Here is a 19449-nt window from a genome sequence, read left to right on the forward strand (position 1 = left end):
TTGCATGATGTCAACACCCGTAGCCAATAAGAAGCATGCCTAAACAAAAATTAAATTGCCAAAACGCTCTAGCTAAAAGATAATAAATCTGTGCCCCATAAACCATAAATCGGAACGAATCAGGTGATAAATATGAACACAGCTAATATTTATTTTGAAATTAACGAGCTTGAATACACAGATAGCGGTTACCGCATTTCCGTGTCTTACTCATTTTGGAAGCCGCTTATGAACTATATTTTAGCTATGTCTGATTCGATAGAAATTAGATGCTGGAATGATGAAAAAGAAGTGATAAATGAGCTAAAAGAAAGATTCTTGACGGAGCTTGTCTATAAAGTAGAACGAAATGAAACGGTATTTTCCGGAGCGTTAACACCAAAAATCGCAGAATATCTTACTTCTAATTTTCTTGGCAAGGAAAACCAGCTAAAGTGGTTTTCCCTATTCTTTCATAGAAAAGGTCGTTTCTTGTTTTCTTCTGAACATAATGGGACCGAATTTGTTGGTTATGATTTTAATACAGAACAAATTGAGACAATAAAGAAACGAATGCCTAACAATATAAACTTTCATACGTGGTAATCTTTCTAAAAAACGAAAAGCATCGATTTCAACAATCGATGCTTTTTTAGTTCAATAAGCTTAATCTCCTTCCTTTGGATTTGAGATAGCACCGATAAACAAAATTGTACCGGACTGTTCATCCGTCATGACTATTACAAATGGCCGATTTACATCCATGTAGAATGGCTCTTCAGAAGTGATTTTCGCTGATTCCTCCATTGTTACTGAAGTTACCGCAGCCGCTTCCGACCCTTCTTCATTCACGTTGAGAAATGTTTTCTGCTTTACTTCACTAATTGCCACAGAAGAAGCACCTTCGAACATGTTTGAGAAATTTGCATCATCGTTAAACGCTGAGGGCATTCCAAGAGCGATTAACGCATCATTTAACAATGTTTCATATTCCATTTGAAACTTCGGGAGGAGCATCGTTCCTTCCTTTTCTTGAAAGTGAGAATTCCACTTTATCCAATTATCATATGAGAATATTTGTTCAAGCTCTTCTAAACTGGAGCTTTCTCTCGGCAAGAATATTTTCATACTCATTTCTCCATCGCCGTAAGGAAGAGACACTGCTTGAAAATCCTCGTTCTCCATGTAGGGTAATTCTTCATTAAGAAGCATTGCAGGAAGCTTATTAATAGTCTCACCATCGCTATAAAACGGACGATTCTCTGTTTGATTCTTATTAAAACCATACTTCCATTCACCATGAAAATAAATGGCGTTAATAAGCATCGCCACTAGTGACGGATCCAATTGATCCGAAACAATTTTTTCTATTTTTTTATTTGTGTTTTCCTTAACCCAATTGTTAATCTGCTTAGCTGATTTAGGCGCAGAAGGATCAATTTCTTCGATCATGGCATTATAGTAATCTTGATTATTTTGAGCAAAATCAGCTTGAAACTGATAAGCCTCATTTAGCCATATTGAATTGGCCACATTCAATTGAATTTTCTTGGAGTCCTTTTGCAGCATCGATGCCATAGATGCATTAGCCTGATTCAACTTCTCTGCATCTATTCCTTTACTATTTAAAACATTGGTCATTTCATCTTTCGTTACACCATCTGCTCCATTAAAAACCATTGATAATGCCATAAATAAACTAATAGGTGAAATCAAAATATTTCCATCATCATTAGGCTCCACTTTAGAAAGTAATTCAAACCCTAATTGATTATTAGGTGCAACGATTTCTTGATAATCATCCTTTTGAAAGTCGGCATTGCTAGTTTCTTTCCCACAACCTGTTGTCACTATAACGATTGTCATTAAAATACTAAGCACGTTTAACCTCTTCAAACTATTCACCACACGATCTTTTATAACATTAGACTGTAAAAAGGAAGAAGTCGTTACAGTAAAACCTCTGCTAAATACAGTACTGAATGATGAATAGAAAACGAATTTTTAAAAGAGTATATAACTGAAGATGAATTCATGCTTAAATCCTTTACAACAAATTGATTTTAAGAAAGGAGGTGTTCCCATTGCCAAACAACATAAATAAAATCCAAAATAAACAAGCTAAAGGGTTTAACAAAGAGGGTTCAAATTATCATCAAGAACATGCAGGAAATGTGGAAGGATACGGAGAGCCACATCCTGTGAATGGCAAAACAGCTAAAAATAAAAACTAATTCATTATTGTTTAAGAGTGAATGATCTCTCATTCGCTCTTTTCAGCTTTTTGTGTCGCCTATGATATTGTCTCTATAATGAGGTGACTATCTATTGTTTAAGAATTTTGGTAGTTGTGTAGCCATTGTGTATAGCCATCACGGCGATTGATAAAGAACAAACAAAAAATCGTGTGTATTACGTAAACGAAGGTGAATTCCGGAAAAATCGTGATTAATTCCGGAAAAAGCAGAGGTATTTCCGGAAAAATTGCCTTAATTCCGGAATTTCACCCTACAATTCCGGAAAACAGATCAAAAGCGTGGTAACTAGTTTCATTTAAAAATACCATCTGACCAGAAGGAAGATTTAACTGTGCCAGCGCCTCCTCCTGAATACCAAATCAACTGCAAGCCGAGAACCTCTTTATACCATGAAATGGACGTCTCCATATTTCTTACAGGTATTTCATTAAACAAGATTTTTTCCAACATCACTTTTTCTCCCTTACATTACTTATAATTTACAGGCGCTTATTAGTGGATGCAATTAAATTTGAGTATACATATTCATTACTATTCAATTAAAGATAGCAAAAAACCTCCTTTCCTCATAATCAGATCGGAGGTCTCTCGCGTATTTACATTTATAATTTAAACTGTTTAATTAAATCTTGAAGGTTTTCTGCTAAATTGGCTAAGGATTGTGCTGATGATGCAATTTCCTCCATCGCTGCTAGCTGTTCTTCGGTCGCTGCTGTAACCGATTGTGTACTAGCGGCAGCCTCCTGTGAAACCCCCTGTACTTCAACAATAGACGTGTAAACTTGATCTGTTCCCGTAAGAAGCTCTTTAATTAGTTCCGAAACCTGATTTATTTGAGGAACAACACCATTAATAGCTGTTTCAATTTCGGTGAAAGTCTTTCCAGCTTCTGCTACAACTAAAATTCCTTCCTTCACTTCAGCAGTTGTATTATTAACAGTTTCCATTGTTTCTTTAGTATCTGTTTGAATATGTGCAACTAATTTGGAGATTTGTTCTGCAGAATGAGCTGATTCTTCTGCCAATTTCCTAACCTCATCTGCGACAACCGCAAAGCCTTTTCCATGCTCACCAGCTCTTGCAGCTTCAATCGCGGCATTTAGTGCCAGTAAGTTGGTTTGTGCTGCGATATTCGTAATCACTTCAATAATATTACCAATCTCTTTTGAACGAGCTGATAAAACATTAAAAGATTCAACCAGTGAAGTCACCTTATTATCAATAAACATCATTTGGTCATTTACTTGGTTAATTACTTTTCTTCCATCTCCAGACATCTGTGCTGCCTGATGTACTGTTCCAGATACCTTTTGTGTATTCTCATATATTTGTTGAGTGCTGTTATTTATTTGACTAAAGACACTTGTACTCTCTTCAATATGCTTCACCTGATCCTCTGCTCCTACAGCAAGCTCTTGAATCGTTTCTGAAATATGCTCACTAGATTTTGTGCTTTGCTCAGCACTTGCGCTCAATTCTTCAGAGGAAGCGGCAACTTGTTCAGATGTTTCCCCGACCGTACGAATAACCTTATTTACACCCTCGATCATGTTATTAAATGATTGATTCAACATTCCAATTTCATCCTTTGAATCATAGCGACCAATAACGGTAAAATCACCTTTTTCAGCTAAACCTAGTAACTTCTGTATATCTTTAATTGGTTTTGTAATTAATCCTGCAATCAATATACCGACTAAAGAAGAGATTAATAAGGAAACAATAATCACAATAATGACAATTTTCGTCGCATTTTCAGAATCGGACACTGCCAATTCATAAGTGGTTTTCGCACTTGTTGAATTTAAAGTTGAAATATTTTCAATAAGGTCATTCAACTCTACTCTTTTATCCTCTATTTTCTCTTGAAACAATTCATAAGCTTGCCCATTCTTGTTCTCCATTGCTAATCTTTTTACGTCTTCTCTTGCAATATTCAGCTCTTCATTAAGCGAAGTTAATAGATCTAATTGTTGTTTTATTTCGGGGTTCAGCTGCATTGAGGATAGTTCTTCTAATATGCTTTGCGAATTTTTGATCGTTTGATCAATATTTTCACTTAAATATAGGTTTCGTCCAGTATCTTCCGTAATTAAAAGTTCTAATAAGTATGAATTTATTGCTCTGTTGTCCTCACTAATTTGACTGAATAATTCAGCTGGAACAAGTTGTTCATGATAAATTGTCGCTGAACTTTTTGCTGTCTCAGATAACTTACTAATACTGACATATGAAATGGCTAGGATGGATATAGCAAAAAATACTATAAGGAAAAGAAGCTTGTGTAATACTTTCATATTTTTTAAGAATTTTATCGTTGTTCTCCCCATCTATAAATTTTTAAATGCATTAATAATGACCCATTTCTATTGATAAATAGAATGGGCCATTTTAAGTTAAAATTTTTTCCATTTTTATTCCTGCTTTTTGTTCACCTTTTCTCTTCTCCCACGCTCTTATAATGGGGTAAGCATTAGAGTAAAGCAACTACGGATTCTCCCCTTTCATGCAAAACTTGTCTCAGCTTTTTTAATGTGTAAACAAATATTATCACAGTTAAAATGAGTTTAATAGTATTATTTTTTCTAATTAGAATATTATTTCAATTCAGACTCATAATGAACAAACACTCATTAAAAATAAGAAAAGTCAATTTACCATTTAAGAGTTTCAGAAAACAGGTTTTATCAATTCAACTCTCCTAATCACAGGGAAATTTTTAATAGATCTTATTAAATATTACTCTCTGACTTGTTCGAGCTATTCAACACTTGCGCCCACAATCCACTCAAAAAAATATATTTCTTTAAAATTTTAATAACTTTTTTGGAGATAGGTTAATTCATTCTGTCGGCACTTTGCCTAAAAAGCTCTCTTTATTTTTGTGCAAGATGCCATTGTCCATCTATACAGCTAAAGGTAGACTATTGTTGTAAGCCTTTTCAAAAACAAAAAGGAGGTCATAAAGATGGCTCAATTAAAATTAGATCATGTTTATAAAATATATGACAATAAAGTAACTGCGGTAGAAGACTTCAATTTGCAAATTGAAGATAAGGAATTCATTGTATTTGTTGGTCCGTCTGGATGTGGAAAATCTACAACATTACGAATGATTGCAGGGCTTGAGGAAATCTCAAAAGGCAACCTCTATATCGATGAGAAGCGGGTTAATGACGTACCGCCAAAGGACAGAGATATTGCTATGGTATTCCAAAACTATGCCCTCTATCCGCATATGACTGTATACGATAATATGGCTTTTGGATTAAAGCTCCGAAAATTTTCTAAAAAGGAAATTGATGAGAGGGTTAAAGAAGCTGCAAAAATATTAGGATTGGAATCTTACTTAACTCGTAAGCCAAAAGCGCTCTCCGGCGGTCAACGTCAGCGTGTTGCACTTGGTCGTGCGATTGTTCGTGATGCGAAGGTGTTTTTAATGGATGAACCTTTGTCCAATCTTGATGCCAAACTTCGCGTGCAGATGCGTGCGGAAATCGTTAAGCTTCATCGCCGTTTAGAAACAACAACGATCTATGTTACCCACGATCAAACCGAAGCGATGACGATGGCAAGCCGCCTAGTTGTTATGAAGGATGGAGTGATTCAGCAGGTTGGAGCTCCGAAAGAAGTATATGAGAACCCTGAAAATATCTTTGTAGGCGGCTTTATCGGTTCTCCTTCCATGAACTTTTTCAATGGAATAATTGAAGAAGGCAAATTTGTAACCGGCAGTACAGAAATAGATATTCCTGAAGGGAAAATGAAAATGTTGCGTACTCAAGGATATGTGGGGAAAGAAGTCGTCCTAGGAATCAGACCAGAAGATATTCATGATGAGCAGTTATTTATTGAAGCCTCTCAAGGCTCTAAGCTTCAAGTAAAAGTTGATGTTGCCGAGCTTACAGGTGCTGAAACGATGATCTATTCTTCCCTGGAAGATCAGAACTTTGTTGCCAGAATCGATTCACGCAGCCAGATCGCACCAGGCGAAAACATCGATATCGCATTCGATATGAACAAAGTACATTTCTTTGATAAGGAAACAGAAATGAGAATTCGCTAACATAGACAAAGTCAAAGATGATAAATAGCCGTTTCCCTTCAGACTGAATGAAACGTTTGTCTTTCGAGGGAAGGAGCGGAGTTACCTTAATTGGTAATGAGCACCGGACAAGGCGAAGCAACAAAGAAAGCGAGCGTTTGCAGGTAAGTCTGAAAGGAGAACTTTTTCACATGAAAAGGTTCTCCTTTTTTCGTTATTGAAATGGATTGTAAAAACGATTCCCGTCATGAAATGTAATGATAAGACTGGCAGCTAAAATCAGAATAAAGCATGTTAGAACTAGGTAATCACTTTTTTGAAAAGGACGGGAGCTATACCACGTTCTTTTTTTGTTTTTCCCAAAACCGCGGAGTTCCATCGCATTGCTAATAGTTTCGATTTTATCTAAGCTAGATAATATAAGCGGAATAATGATAGAAGCGGCATTCTTCACACGCTTTGGCAGCTTCTCCTTATTCGACATATCCAGCCCTCGAGCCTGTTGGGCCAGAGCGATATTGCGAAAATCTCTCTGCACATCCGGAATGTAACGAAGTGCCAAAGAAACTGCGTAAGATATTCGATAGCTAATTCCAATCTTATTTAAAGAAGCTGCAAATTCACTTGGATGTGTCGTTACAATAAAGAGCAATGCCACAGGGGCAACTGTAAAGTATTTTAAGGTAATATTAAATTGATAAAAAATCTGTTCCAGCGTTACATTGTATCTCCCTGCTATTTCAAACAAAACATGGCTTGTACCATAAATCTTGACTCCTTCTTGAGGAGAAAACCCATAAATCGCCACATTATTCAACAGCAAAAAAATGAAAATAAAAATGAGAACAAAGGAAACCTCTTTTATCTCTATCTTTGAAACAATGAAAATCCAAATGCTCATAAGAAACAAAAAAATAAGGATGCGGGTATCATAAGTAAGCATTGCCGCCGTAGACCAGAGGATAAAGCATAGGAGCTTTGTAACACCAGTTAAGCGGTGCACCGCCGTATTTTTTTCTATATATGAGAGCATTTCTACTGCCATTTCCCTCGCTCCTCCCTATCAAAGACAATGAAGCGTTCAACAAACTCCTTTGGTTCCTCTATGCCGATGCGCTCTGCCAACTCAAATAAGGATGTTTCTTTTAAATTAGCTTGTTTAATAAGTTCCCTATTCGTCAACACAGCCGCTGCAGAATCGTCGGCTATGATTTGTCCATCTGTAATGACAATCGCTCTCGATGTATACTCAAGCATAATGTGCATATCATGAGTAACCATGAGAATTGTCATTCCTTGCCGATTTAATTCAACTAAGAACTCCATAATCTCTGTATAATGGCGAAGATCCTGACCAGCAGTTGGTTCATCAAGAATGAGGATTTCCGGCTCTAAAACAAGAATCGAGGCAATGGTTACTCGTTTCTTTTGCCCAAAGCTTAAAGCTGAAATCGGCCAGTTTCGAAACGGATAAAGGCCGCAAACTTTCAGTGTTTTTTCCACTCTCTCTTTAATTTTGTTTTCCGGGACACCACGAATTGTTAATCCTAAAGCAACCTCATCGAAAATCATGTTTTTGGAAATCATATGATTAGGGTTTTGCATCACCATGCCAACTCTAAGAGCTCTCTCTTTAATCGAATCCGCGGTCACCTCTTGACCATGAAACATAATTTTCCCAGACTGGGGCTTTTCAAATCCACAAATAAGCTTCGAAAGGGTTGATTTCCCTGCTCCATTCTTACCAACGATACTGACCATTTCACCTTTCTGGACCGAAAAAGAAATGTCTTGAATGATTTCTTTACCACCGTGATATGAAAAAGACAGGTGTTCGACTTCTAGCACAGGTGAGCTGCTTTTTGTCTTCCCTTCTCTTTCCACATTTTCATACCATTCTATCAGCTTTTCTTGACAATTTTTTAAAGCAAATGTATGCAGCCGGGAAGGACGCATCTCTGCTGTTAATGCACAGCCAGCGTATTTTGCTGCTTTCACATATAATGGTTCTCGAATATGATGCTGTTCTAAAATTGAGCTTGCCAATATTGCATCCGGATGCTCATCAGCAACGATTCTCCCCTCATCTATAACAATAATGCGATCAACATTTCGGTGTAAAACATCCTCTAAGCGATGCTCGATAATGATGATCGTTTTATTCATCTGCTCATGAATCTGATCAATAAGTTCAATGGCTGATTTTCCTGTCGTCGGATCAAGATTAGCCAGCGGCTCATCAAACAATAAAATATCAACTTGGTCAACCATCACTCCTGCTAATGACACCCTTTGCTTTTGTCCGCCAGACAAATGATGGACAGACGATTGCAAGCGTCTTTCCATATCCACCATTTTCGCAATATCATCGACCATTTGAACCATTTGAGATTGGTCGATACAATCATTTTCTAACGAAAAAGCAATATCTTCCCCAACTGTCAGACCAATGAATTGACCATCCGGATCCTGCAAAACAGTCCCGACCATTTTTGATAAAGTAAAAATATCTAAATTCCTTGCTTCTTGGCCAAAAATCGCAAGGCTTCCAGTCACTTCACCTTTATATGAAAAAGGAACCAACCCATTGAGGCACTGACCAATCGTACTTTTCCCGGAACCAGAGGGTCCCACAATCACCACTTTTTCCCCTTCGTAGATAGTAAGGTTCAGATTGTGCAGAGTGGGCTCAACCTGGCTGTTGTATTTAAAGCTATAATTGCTAAATTCAATGACTGGTTTTTTCATCTTCTTAATCGAATCCTCTCGAAATACTCCTTATAATTCCTTATGCAAGCTGTTGCTCTGACTGCGCGTTTTGGCATAGGCGAATAGCAAAATCGTTCCTAATACCCCCACCGTAACAATGTTAGACAGTCCAGCAAATACACCTTGTGCAAATACTTTATTAGCCGGCTCTGCATAAATAAGAATGTCTAACGCCGGGGCAATTAAAAACCAACCAATTCCTTGAGCCACTGCTTGAATAACATTGAATGTAATGACTTTTTTTACGGTAAAACCACCTGCTTCAATGTTTATTCTCTTCGCAAACAGACCAATCGTTGCTCCTACAAATAAGGATACAATAACCCAGCTCCACCACACTGACCCATAGGAGATCGCATCATTAAGGGCGTGACCGATAAAACCAATTAACCCACCTGCAATCGGCCCAAAAACTGCAGCCATTAACGCTAAAAATGCATAAGAGGTTTGGATTGAAGTATTCGGAATCGGAGAAGGAATGGAAGCAAATTTGGCTAAAATCATAAATAGTGCAGCTCCAATTCCAATAGCTACGATCGTTTTAATGGATAAATAATTTCTGTTCAATATGTCCAGCTCCTTATCTTTTGAATATTACAATTACTAATTATAAACTCTTTTCTAAATATTTGTTACATTTTTCCGCATATTACAAAGGAATTCTCATTAATTGTTCGGAAAAACCACTAATTATAGCTTATATTCTGAACTTTACGTATCGAAATTGTCCAATTAACCCCTGTTTCAACATGGTATGCTTTTGCAAAAGAACCTTGGTTTAGAGCAACGCCTATTTTATCTAAAGAATTGACGTATAGAAGTGGTTCTCCTAAATGACTGTCTGCGAAAGAACGACCAAAAGTCATAATGTTCTTATAGACCTGACGTGTATCATTCTCTATCGTCACTTCAAAGGAATCACCATAGACGATGTCTAATTGCTTAAAAAGTTCTCGCTCGATATTGGTCCATAAGTTTCCAAACCGAACATCAAGAATATCAATGCTGCCAGTCACGCCCCCTTTAATCAATTTTGCTTCAGATACTGGCAATTCAATAATTGAATCGACCTCTACCTCAGGACCAACTTGTTCGTACGTGATGATTCCTGTTGCCAACCTTGCTCCCGTAAACGCATATACATCACGACCATGGAATGTATATGACTCGCCTGATTTCGGAAGGCGATTCACCTTCTCGTCAATAATTCTTGCTTCAACTATTCCTATTTCCTTCTTAATTTGTGTCAATGTTCCATTATCGGGAGTGACAATATAGTGATTGGTTGCTGTTTTCACGACAACACTCCTTCGTTCAGAACCAACACCAGGATCAACAACAGATACGAAAACTGTACCTTCAGGCCAATAAGAAATGGTTTGATAAAGGCGATAAGCCCCTTCCCAAATATTGTATTGAGGGATGTCATGAGTTAAATCAAATATTCGAATAGCTGGATGAACAGATAAGGCAACTCCATACATCGCGCTCACAGCACCGTCACTGATCCCAAAATCCGTTTGTAGCACTAAATAGTTATTCACAATAATTCCTCCCTATTAGAAAAGTGGAAGCGCCTTGCTCATCGCCGTATGAACTGGAAGGTTTCGACTGAGATACAGAAAACTTGAATGGTGAAAAGCAATCAAAAGTTGACTTATCGTAAGGAAGAAACTGAAGTTTGATAGGCGATAGGCGTTGGAGCTTGACAATTCTCTAAATTAAAATTTAATGTTCCTGTAAAGAAATAAAAAAACACGTCTTTATCCATCACTGGATAAGGACGTGTTTATCATTCACGTGGTACCACCTTACTTCACTGTTTGCTCGCACAAAACAGCCTCAACGAGTACATGGGCATTTTTCTCCCAGATACTGTGGTATTGATAACGAGTACCAAATCTCGTCGGAACCTACTAATATCAATGATGATATGTTCAGCACGAAACTCAGAGGCCATTGTTCAGATTCGAATTTTTGCTTCTTTTCAGCTACCGAAGCTCTCTGTGTAAAATTGCAAAATCCTACTTTTTCTCTTCATCGTCTTTCATTTCTTAAATTTCAATTAATTTTAAAATTGATTATAGAGCATTCTTTTCGTGAGCGCAAGAAGAATTTTTTTAATTATTTTATTGTTGGGTACTTCTTGTCCACAAAACTCATAATAATGCTGATTCTCTTTTTTTATACTAAAAAAACAAAGGAGATTTATTCATGGCAAAAGATAAAGTGAGAAAACCTTTTTATAAAAAATGGTGGTTTTGGTTATTAGCGATCATTATCGTTATTGCCTTAACCCAGTGTGGAGATGAGGAGGCAAACAATAACGAAACTGCCAACAAAAAGGCGCAGACAGATGAGACGAACAATGAACGTGATAAAGAAGCGCCAACGGAGAAAGAAGGGAAAAACGATTCCAAAATTAATGCAGGGGTGTATAAAGTCGGTTCCGATATCCCTGCCGGCGAGTATCTGGTCCTTGCCAATGGAGCCGGTTACATCGAAAGCGCATCTGATAGTACTGGACAATTGGATAGCATTATTTTTAACGACAACTTAGTGAGCGGAGGGCACACTTATGTGACGTTAAACGACGGGGAATATTTCAAACTTCAAGGTACAGAAATGTATCCAGTTGATTCGGCTCCATCAATTATTCCAGAAGACGGACTCTATCAAAATGGAATGTTCAAGGTAGGGCAAGATATCCCTGCAGGTGAATATAAAGTAATTCTAGACAGTTCAATAGGGATGGGCTATTTAGAAGTTTCGAAAAACAGTAGACACCAAATCGACAGTATTGTCACAAACGAAAATGTCCAATCTGATATGTACATTACGATTAGCGATGGACAATATATTAAACTTCAAGATTGCCAAATCCAAGCATAATTGAAAAGCTGGTGCCTTAAAACGCACCAGCTTTCATCATTTATATTTTAAACTTCGCAAGTTCATTTTGCAGTGTTTCAGACATCTCACTTAACGACTTAGCTGATTCTGAAATCTCCTCCATCGATGCAAGCTGCTCTCTGGAAGCTGTAACAATCGTTTGAGTTCCTTCAGAACTTTGTGTTGCGATCGTTTGAACTTCTTGAACAGATGCTGATACCTCTTGTGTATTGGCTGACATCTGCTCAGAAATGGCAGAAACTTCATGAATTTGCTCTGCAACCCGGATTTCGGCAGCTAAAATCTTCTTAAAGGCTTCGCCTGCTTCATTGACATCCAATGTCCCTGCCTCAACCTCTTCGACAACTCTCATCATTGACTGAATCGAATCATTCGTGTCTTCCTGTGTCTTTTCAATCAATTCTTTAATTTTCCCTGCTGACTCTTGCGATTGCTCAGCTAATTTTCTTACTTCATCTGCGACGACAGCAAAGCCCTTCCCATGTTCTCCTGCTCTTGCTGCTTCAATAGCTGCATTCAAGGCAAGCAGATTTGTTTGACTTGAAATATCAGTTATCGCTGTAACAATGTCACCAATTTGCTTTGATCTTTCCCATAATTGTTTAATAATTGCAGAAGTCGATTCGACTGTTCCAGAAATTCGACTCATTTGTTCTACTGCTCGGTCAATCTTTGTATTTCCATCTTTGGCTATATCAGTAGATTGCTGCGACATAGCTGCGACTTCTGAAGAGGACTCCGCAATTCTTTGAACACCGATGCTTACCTCTTCCATCGCAAGCGCACTGTTGGTCGCTACTTCTGCCGAAACTTCAGACCCCTTCGCAACTTCATTGATATTATTAACGACATGCTCAGTGGCAGCCGTTGTCAGTTCAGCACTTGCCGACAATTCCTCCGATGATGCAGCTACTTGCTCAGTCACTTTTTGCACACTCTCAACCAAGCCTTTTAAACTTACAGACATCAAATTAACTGAAGTACTTAACTGTCCGATTTCATCGTTAGAAATTATTTTCAAATCATCCCCTGTGAAATCTCCTTTGGCAATTTGGTTCATCTTTTCAACAACATGATGAACCGGTCTCACAATATAATTAGCAAGGAAAAGAGCAACTGCTACGCCAAGTACAATCGCGATAATCGTTAAAATAATCACAAAGCTATTCATGGCAATCCCACGATTAAGCAACTCCTTGCCGCTTTGTTCGACCATTTTTTCTTTCTCGCTAACCCGCTCGTCAAATGAATCCATCAATTGCTGCCCAATCGGGCCTACTTGATCATTGACGATTTTCAAAGCCAGCTCGCGTTCGCCTCTGTCATAAGCTGTAAACACTCGTTCCTGAATGAGCATGCCCCAGTTGTTACTTGCATATAGAAGCTGTTCCAGCTCCTTGGAATTATCCATTTCCAATAGCTTATCTTCTAACTTTTTACTATTTCTTGTGTGTTCATCAAAAAGCTCTTTATCTTGTGTATCGCCGAATAAAAGAAATCCCCTCAACATCGCCATTCGATTGGCGATATTGTAACTCATTTGTGACTCATATGTAAGGGTCTGTACATCCTCTTGAATCGTTTTTTCAATTTGACGATTAAGGCTGTTTACATTAAAAAGAACACTCGCTCCCAATATAATGAGCAATAATAAAACAACCCCATAACCGAGCAAAATTTTCGTTTTTAAGCCTTGTCCTTTTATGTTTATAAACGATAGCCTCTTTAAAGAAATACTTTTCTGCTGAAAGTTTTTCTTTTGAGAATTATTTAATTTTTTAAACTTAAATCTTTTTCTCATATACGAATCCTCCTCTGTTGATAGCGGGCTGTTTGGCGAAACGTTTCGACATTTCTTTCTATAAAATTTTTCACTTCATGCTGTTTATCTTCGTTGCTTCTTTCATTTTTTTATTCATTATTACTATTTTCATATAAAAAAATGTACATGAGTAGATTTTACTGTTTTAAAAGACCTATTTCCATAAAAACATTTCATTTTTTCGAATTCAGAATTAGTATTATATTTCAAAAATTTAAACACACAAAAAAAGAGCTTACACGTTTTGTACTGCACCCCAAAAGTTAGAGTGAAATTTAACTTTTGGGTGTATTTTTATGGCAAAATATAGTGAACAATTTAAGTTAATGCTAGTTAGAGAGTATCAAAAAGGAAAATTAGGATATGATCTCTTGGCAGAGAAATATAAAATGACAAGCAGTTCTCCAATTAAACGTTGGGTAAAACTGTACGAGAAATTTGGGATGGATGGCTTGATGAGGAAGAAGGAAAAGCAAACTTATTCTGTTCAATTCAAGCTTGATGTATTAAGCTTTATGAAGAGAACAGGTTCTTCTGAAACGGAAACAGCCCTCCATTTTGGGTTAACGAACCCTCCCTTAATAGCATCATGGAAGAAAGCTTTTCATGATGGGGGTGTTGAAGGCCTGAATAAACTTAAAGGACGGCCTCCTATGTCTGATAAAGCAAAGAACACAAAAAACACGGAATCAAAAGAAATGACATATGAACAAAAGTTGGAAAGAGAAAACGAACTTCTACGTTTAGAGGTAGAATACTTAAAAAAGTTGCGAGCTTTTCAGATGGATCCAGAGGGCTATCTCGAAAAGCACAAGCAGCGTTATCATTCGAACTCAAAGAAACCTTCAAGCTAATAGATGTTTTACAAAAAGTCGGCATTCCAGAATCCTCCTACCATTATCATATGAAAATGTTGAAGGAGGAGAATCCAGACCAGGAGTTGGAGGAACTTATTCAGTCCATTTTCGAAGAACATAACGGAAATTATGGTTATCGTCGTATTCAATTGGAATTAAAAAACCGTGGGTTTGAAGTGAATCATAAGAAAGTGCAACGTATCATGAATAAACTCGGGCTCAAAGGAGATAAATTCAGATTAAAATTGCGCAAGTACAGTTCTTACAAGGGTACGACTGGAACTGTTGCCAAGAACCTTATCAATCGTCGTTTTTACACAAACGTGTGTCATCAAAAATTAACCACAGATATTACAGAATTTAAGTGTTCAGACGGTGTAAAACTGTATCTAAATCCAATTATGGATATGTTTAATGGGGAAATTCTTTCATTCGGGATAAGTATGCGTCCAACCCTAGAATTAGCAATGAAGCCTCTCGAGGAAGCACTAGAAATTGTAAGAGATTCAAAGTTTAGAACTACTATACATTCTGATCAAGGGTGGCATTATCAACATACTAAATGGGTAAACACGCTCAGAAAAAACAAAGTGTTCCAGAGTATGTCGCGAAAAGGAAACTGTTTAGATAATTCGCCCATGGAGAACTTTTTCGGCTTATTGAAACAAGAAATGTATTATGGAGAATCACTGTGCGCTTTTGATGAATTAAGAAAGAGAATGGAAGAGTATATCAATTATTATAATAACAAGCGTATAAAGCAAAAATTGGCAGGCATGAGTCCGGTTCAATACCGTACCCATACCAGCCAATTAGCTGCTTAAATTAAAACTCTAACTTTGTGGGGTCACCACCAGGTTACTTTTAACCGCGGAGCTTTTTCTGATTTTTATCCAGATTAATCTCTTACTTTAAATTGCTGAACCAATTCATTTAATCTAGTTGCATTCTCTTCCAACAATCTTGCACTATTTGATACTTCTTCCATTGCACTGCTTGACTGCTGTGAAGTCGCTGACACTTGCTCCAAACCAGCAGCACTTTCTTCAGAAACAGAAGCAATATTTTCGATTGAATTATTAATGGATTGAGTGTTATCCAGAATACCATACAACGATGCCGCCATTGATTCGATATTGTTTTCCACTTCTTCAATACTCCCTTGAATTTTCATAAAGGTTCTTCCTGTTGAAGAAATTTGGGCTGTCCCTTCTTGAACAAGTTCGTAACCATTATCTAATGAATCCACCACTTGTTTTGATTCATTTTGAATATCTGTGACAATTGAAGTGATATCTGAAACTGAGTTACTAACTTGCTCAGCGAGCTTTCGTACTTCATCGGCCACAACAGCAAAGCCTTTTCCTTGCTCACCAGCACGAGCAGCTTCGATGGCTGCGTTCAGTGCTAATAAATTCGTTTGGTCAGCAATTTCTCGAATGACATTAACCAATTGTGTAATTTCATTTGTTTTACTGTCTAAACCCTTGACCATAGAATTGGACTTCTTCATACTTTCATTAATCACTGCCATTTTTTGAATCGATTCATCCATCGCATGGCTGCCCTCATTTGTTAATTGAACCATTGAGCCTGCCTTTTCTTTTACCCCTTCCCCTTCAACCACTACTTGCATGATCTCTTGGGCAAAATCGCTCATTTTTTCATTTAAAGAAGCTGATGAACTTGCTTGTTCTTCTGCCCCTTTAGATAGTTCCTCCATCGTGGTGGCAATTTGTTGACTACCAATCTTTACTTCATCAGCATATTGAGTGAGTTCTTCACCTTGGCTCGTTACATCCTCAGAAACGTGTCTGATTTGAATAATCATATTTCTAACATTTTCATTCATCGTATTAACAGCAGTAATTAACTGACCAATTTCATCTTTTAACTTTGTCTTCAGTGGTTCTGCTGGAAGCTCACCTTTAGCAATGATGTTCATCCTATTTACAATTAGTCTGATCGGTTTTGTAATGACTCCAGACGTATATGTGGCGATTGCTAAGCCGATGAGGACAATGGCGATAGAGACAATAATGCCATTCAACTGAATATTTTCTCCAAACTCTAAAGCACTGTTACCATTTTTGATAGCATTTTCCTCTTGCTTCTTTGCAAGCGCCTGATATCGATCTATAAGGTTCTCAGCAACTGGCTGTGATTTCGTTTCTAAAATTCTCGCAGCCTCATCTCTTTCCCCCTTATCGTAAACGGCAAACACTTCTTCTTGGATTACTCGGTGCCATTCTTCTGTTAATTCAAGCAGTCCTAAAATCTCTGCAGATTGCTCACCTTTAAGAAGCTGCTCCTTAATATCTTCACTCTGTAAGTAGTATTCATCATAATCGCTTCTATAGCTCTTGTCCCCATACAGCATAAAGCTATTTAATAGGGAAACTCTATTAGCGATATTATACGATAATTCCTTGCCCGCAATTAACGTTGGCAAGTCATTCGAAAGCATCCCCTTTGTTTTTTGATTCATCATAGAAAGTGAGAAATAATTAAATATGGCTAAGCCCGAGCAAAGTACGATAATCGCCAAAAAACTTAATGTTAGTCTCATGCGGATACTCTTCATATCTGTAAGCGCCTTCTTTCTCTAGTCTTGTATTTAGAGTGATGCATATTCACTCTAAACCCTACAAATGATTCTTTAATACTATGTATTGCTGCTTCTATTATAAAACTATGGAACTATTTACTTTTGACACTTTTCCTATAATAATATCATATTTATATCATAATATACATAAGTCAATGCATCTTTTATCATAAAAAAACATCTTTTTTCCAGCGTCCTTTTATTTTAAAAAACAAGCATTAGTACCTTGACTGTATTTATAAATTTAGAACCCTATGGACTCAAATGGAGTTTCGAGACATCTGGGAAGTTTTTTATTATGTAATTGTTAAAAAACATCTCAACGTGTTTCCTTCAATCAAATAAATGAAATAGTTCTCTTGCATTTCATTATTTCCAACCCCCATATTTTTATTGACAAATCGAAAGACTTCTAATATAATATTATATTGTCAATTAAATACCTTCGTTAGGTGAGGCTCCTGTGCTGGAGATATGCTGCTGCCCAGAAATATCCAAAGATGCCAATGGGTCAACAGAAACCATCGAATTAAGGTGGTTTTTAATGTAGCTGGAATTTATTCCTATGCCGCACAGTGCTAAAACTCTACGAATGAAGGAAATCTCTAAAAAAGTTGTATTTTATTTGATATTACACCTTCATTCTGTGATGGTGTTTTTTTATTTTTAGGGGGTGGTTAAAAATGGATAGTAGTCCTTATTCGCATAGGTTAATGAACAGAATATTAAGAAACAAAAGGATGTATGTCCATTTTAAGCACTCTCAAGAGTTGCCTTCTTTTAAAATGGACTGATACATCCTAGTTAAGTAGAAGAAGGTGAGAACAATGGTAAAAGACTATACGCTAAATGAAATCACAATCCAAGTGATTCAATACCTCAAAGATGCAAAGAGAACTGAATTTAATCGTTTATTAGATGAATTACATCCGTATGATATTGCACGAATTTATGAATTGTTGCCTATTAAGCATCGAAATCGATTTTTATCGTTTCTAAATATCGCTCAATTGGCAAGTATGCTTCAAGAGTTGGACAATGAACAACAACAAAATGTCTTAAATCATTTAGGCATTGAAAAAGCAGTAAAAGTAATGGACAAAATGGATAACGATGACTTAGTAACCCTCCTTGAAGAACTATTGCCAGAAAGTAAAGAAAAATTTTTGGCGAATATGAAAAAGGAGGAGTCGCAAGTAGTTCAAGATTTAATGAACTATTCTCCTGAAACTGCAGGGAGACTTATGACGAATCGATATGTCTGGATCCCCCAACACTATACTGTTAAAGACGTAATGAATAAACTAAGGGAGTATGCAGAAATTGCCGAAAGCATAAACTACTTATATGTCATTAATGATAAGAAGCAACTAATTGGTGTTATTTCCTATCGTGACCTTATTTTATCCGAGCCTAAAGAACAAGTTGAAACGATTATGTATGAACGGGTCATCTCAGTGACAGTCGATACGGACCAAGAGCGCGCTGCCCAAATTATTCAAAGATACGATTTTTTAGCCCTGCCTGTTGTGAATCATGATAATGTTTTAGTTGGGATTCTAACAGTGGATGACATGATCGATGTTTTAATTCAAGAGGCTTCGGAGGACATTGAGAAATTATCTGCATCAGGAAAAGATATTGACTTTGATACAAAGGCTCCAATAGCAGCATACCGTAGACTGCCTTGGCTAATCTTGTTATTATTTATCGGACTAGTCTCAGGAACTATTGTCAGTACTTTTGAGGAAACGCTCCAAAAGGTTGTAGCTTTAGCATTCTTCATGCCCATGATTGCGGGAATGACAGGAAACACAGGCACACAATCTTTAGCAGTTGTTGTGAGAGGACTTACTTCTAGAGATATAAATAAAAAAGTAGTAATGAAGCTAATTTTCAGAGAACTACTTGTTGGAATTATTATTGGACTTACGTGTGGGATATTAATATCGATCATCGCTTATATATGGCAAGGAAATCCACTATTGGGGCTCGTTATCGGCAGTACACTCGTCATTACACTTATTATTGGAACTTTGGCAGGGACCATTATTCCACTAATCCTTCACCAATTTAAAGTCGATCCTGCCGTAGCATCTGGCCCGCTGATTACAACCTTAAATGATGTTTTGTCATTATTAATCTATTTTGGAATAGCATCCATATTTATATCTCATTTAATGTAGAGCCTTCTCTAG

Annotated in this window: 16 protein-coding genes, 1 riboswitch and 1 other annotated feature; of the genes, 7 read left to right on the forward strand and 9 right to left on the reverse strand. The window is 37.1% G+C overall.

Annotation, left to right across the window (positions count from 1 at the left end):
* Positions 1-132 precede the first annotated feature (132 nt).
* The gene (locus NST02_RS22835; RefSeq protein WP_340949867.1) at positions 133-585 is read left to right on the forward strand and encodes a hypothetical protein; all 453 of its coding nucleotides are present in this window, start codon (positions 133-135) and stop codon (positions 583-585) included.
* Positions 586-645: 60 nt separating this feature from the next.
* On the opposite strand, the gene NST02_RS22840 is transcribed toward NST02_RS22835, so the two are convergent.
* Positions 646-1860 carry a serpin family protein gene (locus NST02_RS22840; RefSeq protein ID WP_340949868.1) on the reverse strand — a complete coding sequence of 405 codons (1215 nt, stop codon included), beginning with the start codon at positions 1858-1860 and terminating at the stop codon, positions 646-648.
* A 203-nt stretch (positions 1861-2063) separates the two neighbouring features.
* On the opposite strand from NST02_RS22840, the gene NST02_RS22845 reads away from it, so the two are divergent.
* Positions 2064-2213, forward strand: a complete 150-nt coding sequence (locus NST02_RS22845) for a hypothetical protein (RefSeq protein ID WP_170211339.1) — start codon at positions 2064-2066, stop codon at positions 2211-2213.
* Between the two features lie 315 nt (positions 2214-2528).
* Here the strand turns inward: NST02_RS22845 and NST02_RS22850 are convergent, their stop codons facing one another.
* Both NST02_RS22850 and NST02_RS22855 read right to left on the reverse strand, forming a co-directional pair.
* On the reverse strand, positions 2529-2687 hold the full coding sequence (locus NST02_RS22850; RefSeq protein WP_095312830.1) for a VOC family protein: 159 nt from the start codon (positions 2685-2687) through the stop codon (positions 2529-2531).
* Positions 2688-2839: 152 nt separating this feature from the next.
* Complete coding sequence (locus NST02_RS22855; RefSeq protein WP_170211338.1) at positions 2840-4534, reverse strand: methyl-accepting chemotaxis protein; 1695 nt, start codon at positions 4532-4534, stop codon at positions 2840-2842.
* Between the two features lie 671 nt (positions 4535-5205).
* Here NST02_RS22855 and NST02_RS22860 point away from each other — a divergent pair.
* On the forward strand, positions 5206-6303 hold the full coding sequence (locus NST02_RS22860; RefSeq protein ID WP_095312834.1) for an ABC transporter ATP-binding protein: 1098 nt from the start codon (positions 5206-5208) through the stop codon (positions 6301-6303).
* Positions 6304-6496: 193 nt separating this feature from the next.
* Here NST02_RS22860 and NST02_RS22865 read toward each other — a convergent pair whose 3' ends face one another.
* The 4 genes from NST02_RS22865 to NST02_RS22880 form a co-directional block, all read right to left on the reverse strand.
* Positions 6497-7327 carry an energy-coupling factor transporter transmembrane component T family protein gene (locus NST02_RS22865; protein WP_137744221.1) on the reverse strand — a complete coding sequence of 277 codons (831 nt, stop codon included), beginning with the start codon at positions 7325-7327 and terminating at the stop codon, positions 6497-6499.
* Positions 7318-9030: an ABC transporter ATP-binding protein gene (locus NST02_RS22870; protein ID WP_137744220.1), complete on the reverse strand. Its 1713-nt coding sequence runs from the start codon at positions 9028-9030 to the stop codon at positions 7318-7320. The genes NST02_RS22865 and NST02_RS22870 overlap by 10 nt, the downstream gene beginning before the upstream one ends.
* A 30-nt stretch (positions 9031-9060) precedes the next feature.
* Positions 9061-9618: an ECF-type riboflavin transporter substrate-binding protein gene (locus NST02_RS22875; protein ID WP_095312840.1), complete on the reverse strand. Its 558-nt coding sequence runs from the start codon at positions 9616-9618 to the stop codon at positions 9061-9063.
* Positions 9619-9737: 119 nt separating this feature from the next.
* A complete protein-coding gene (locus NST02_RS22880; protein WP_211344132.1) occupies positions 9738-10598 on the reverse strand; it encodes an SAM hydrolase/SAM-dependent halogenase family protein in 861 nt (286 codons plus the stop codon).
* Between the two features lie 229 nt (positions 10599-10827).
* Positions 10828-11101 (reverse strand) — a binding site (T-box leader).
* A gap of 164 nt (positions 11102-11265) precedes the next feature.
* On the opposite strand from NST02_RS22880, the gene NST02_RS22885 reads away from it, so the two are divergent.
* Positions 11266-11943 carry a hypothetical protein gene (locus tag NST02_RS22885; RefSeq protein WP_340949870.1) on the forward strand — a complete coding sequence of 226 codons (678 nt, stop codon included), beginning with the start codon at positions 11266-11268 and terminating at the stop codon, positions 11941-11943.
* A 40-nt stretch (positions 11944-11983) separates the two neighbouring features.
* Here NST02_RS22885 and NST02_RS22890 read toward each other — a convergent pair whose 3' ends face one another.
* On the reverse strand, positions 11984-13765 hold the full coding sequence (locus NST02_RS22890; RefSeq protein WP_137744218.1) for a methyl-accepting chemotaxis protein: 1782 nt from the start codon (positions 13763-13765) through the stop codon (positions 11984-11986).
* 317 nt (positions 13766-14082) lie between these two features.
* Here NST02_RS22890 and NST02_RS22895 point away from each other — a divergent pair, with 317 nt between their 5' ends.
* Positions 14083-14640: a helix-turn-helix domain-containing protein gene (locus NST02_RS22895; RefSeq protein ID WP_340949871.1), complete on the forward strand. Its 558-nt coding sequence runs from the start codon at positions 14083-14085 to the stop codon at positions 14638-14640.
* Positions 14541-15467, forward strand: a complete 927-nt coding sequence (locus NST02_RS22900) for an IS3 family transposase (protein WP_137744216.1) — start codon at positions 14541-14543, stop codon at positions 15465-15467. The genes NST02_RS22895 and NST02_RS22900 overlap by 100 nt, the downstream gene beginning before the upstream one ends.
* Before the next feature lie 74 nt (positions 15468-15541).
* Here the strand turns inward: NST02_RS22900 and NST02_RS22905 are convergent, their stop codons facing one another.
* Positions 15542-17212, reverse strand: a complete 1671-nt coding sequence (locus NST02_RS22905; protein ID WP_235879524.1) for a methyl-accepting chemotaxis protein — start codon at positions 17210-17212, stop codon at positions 15542-15544.
* Positions 17213-17688: 476 nt separating this feature from the next.
* A riboswitch (M-box (ykoK) riboswitch) is annotated at positions 17689-17855 on the forward strand.
* Positions 17856-18078: 223 nt separating this feature from the next.
* On the opposite strand from NST02_RS22905, the gene mgtE reads away from it, so the two are divergent.
* A complete protein-coding gene (gene mgtE / locus NST02_RS22910; protein ID WP_095312848.1) occupies positions 18079-19437 on the forward strand; it encodes a magnesium transporter in 1359 nt (452 codons plus the stop codon).
* The last annotated feature ends 12 nt before the right edge of the window (positions 19438-19449 follow it).

Origin of the sequence: Robertmurraya sp. FSL W8-0741 (genome assembly GCF_038004005.1) — a bacterium.
Lineage (GTDB): Bacteria > Bacillota > Bacilli > Bacillales > Cytobacillaceae > Robertmurraya > Robertmurraya siralis.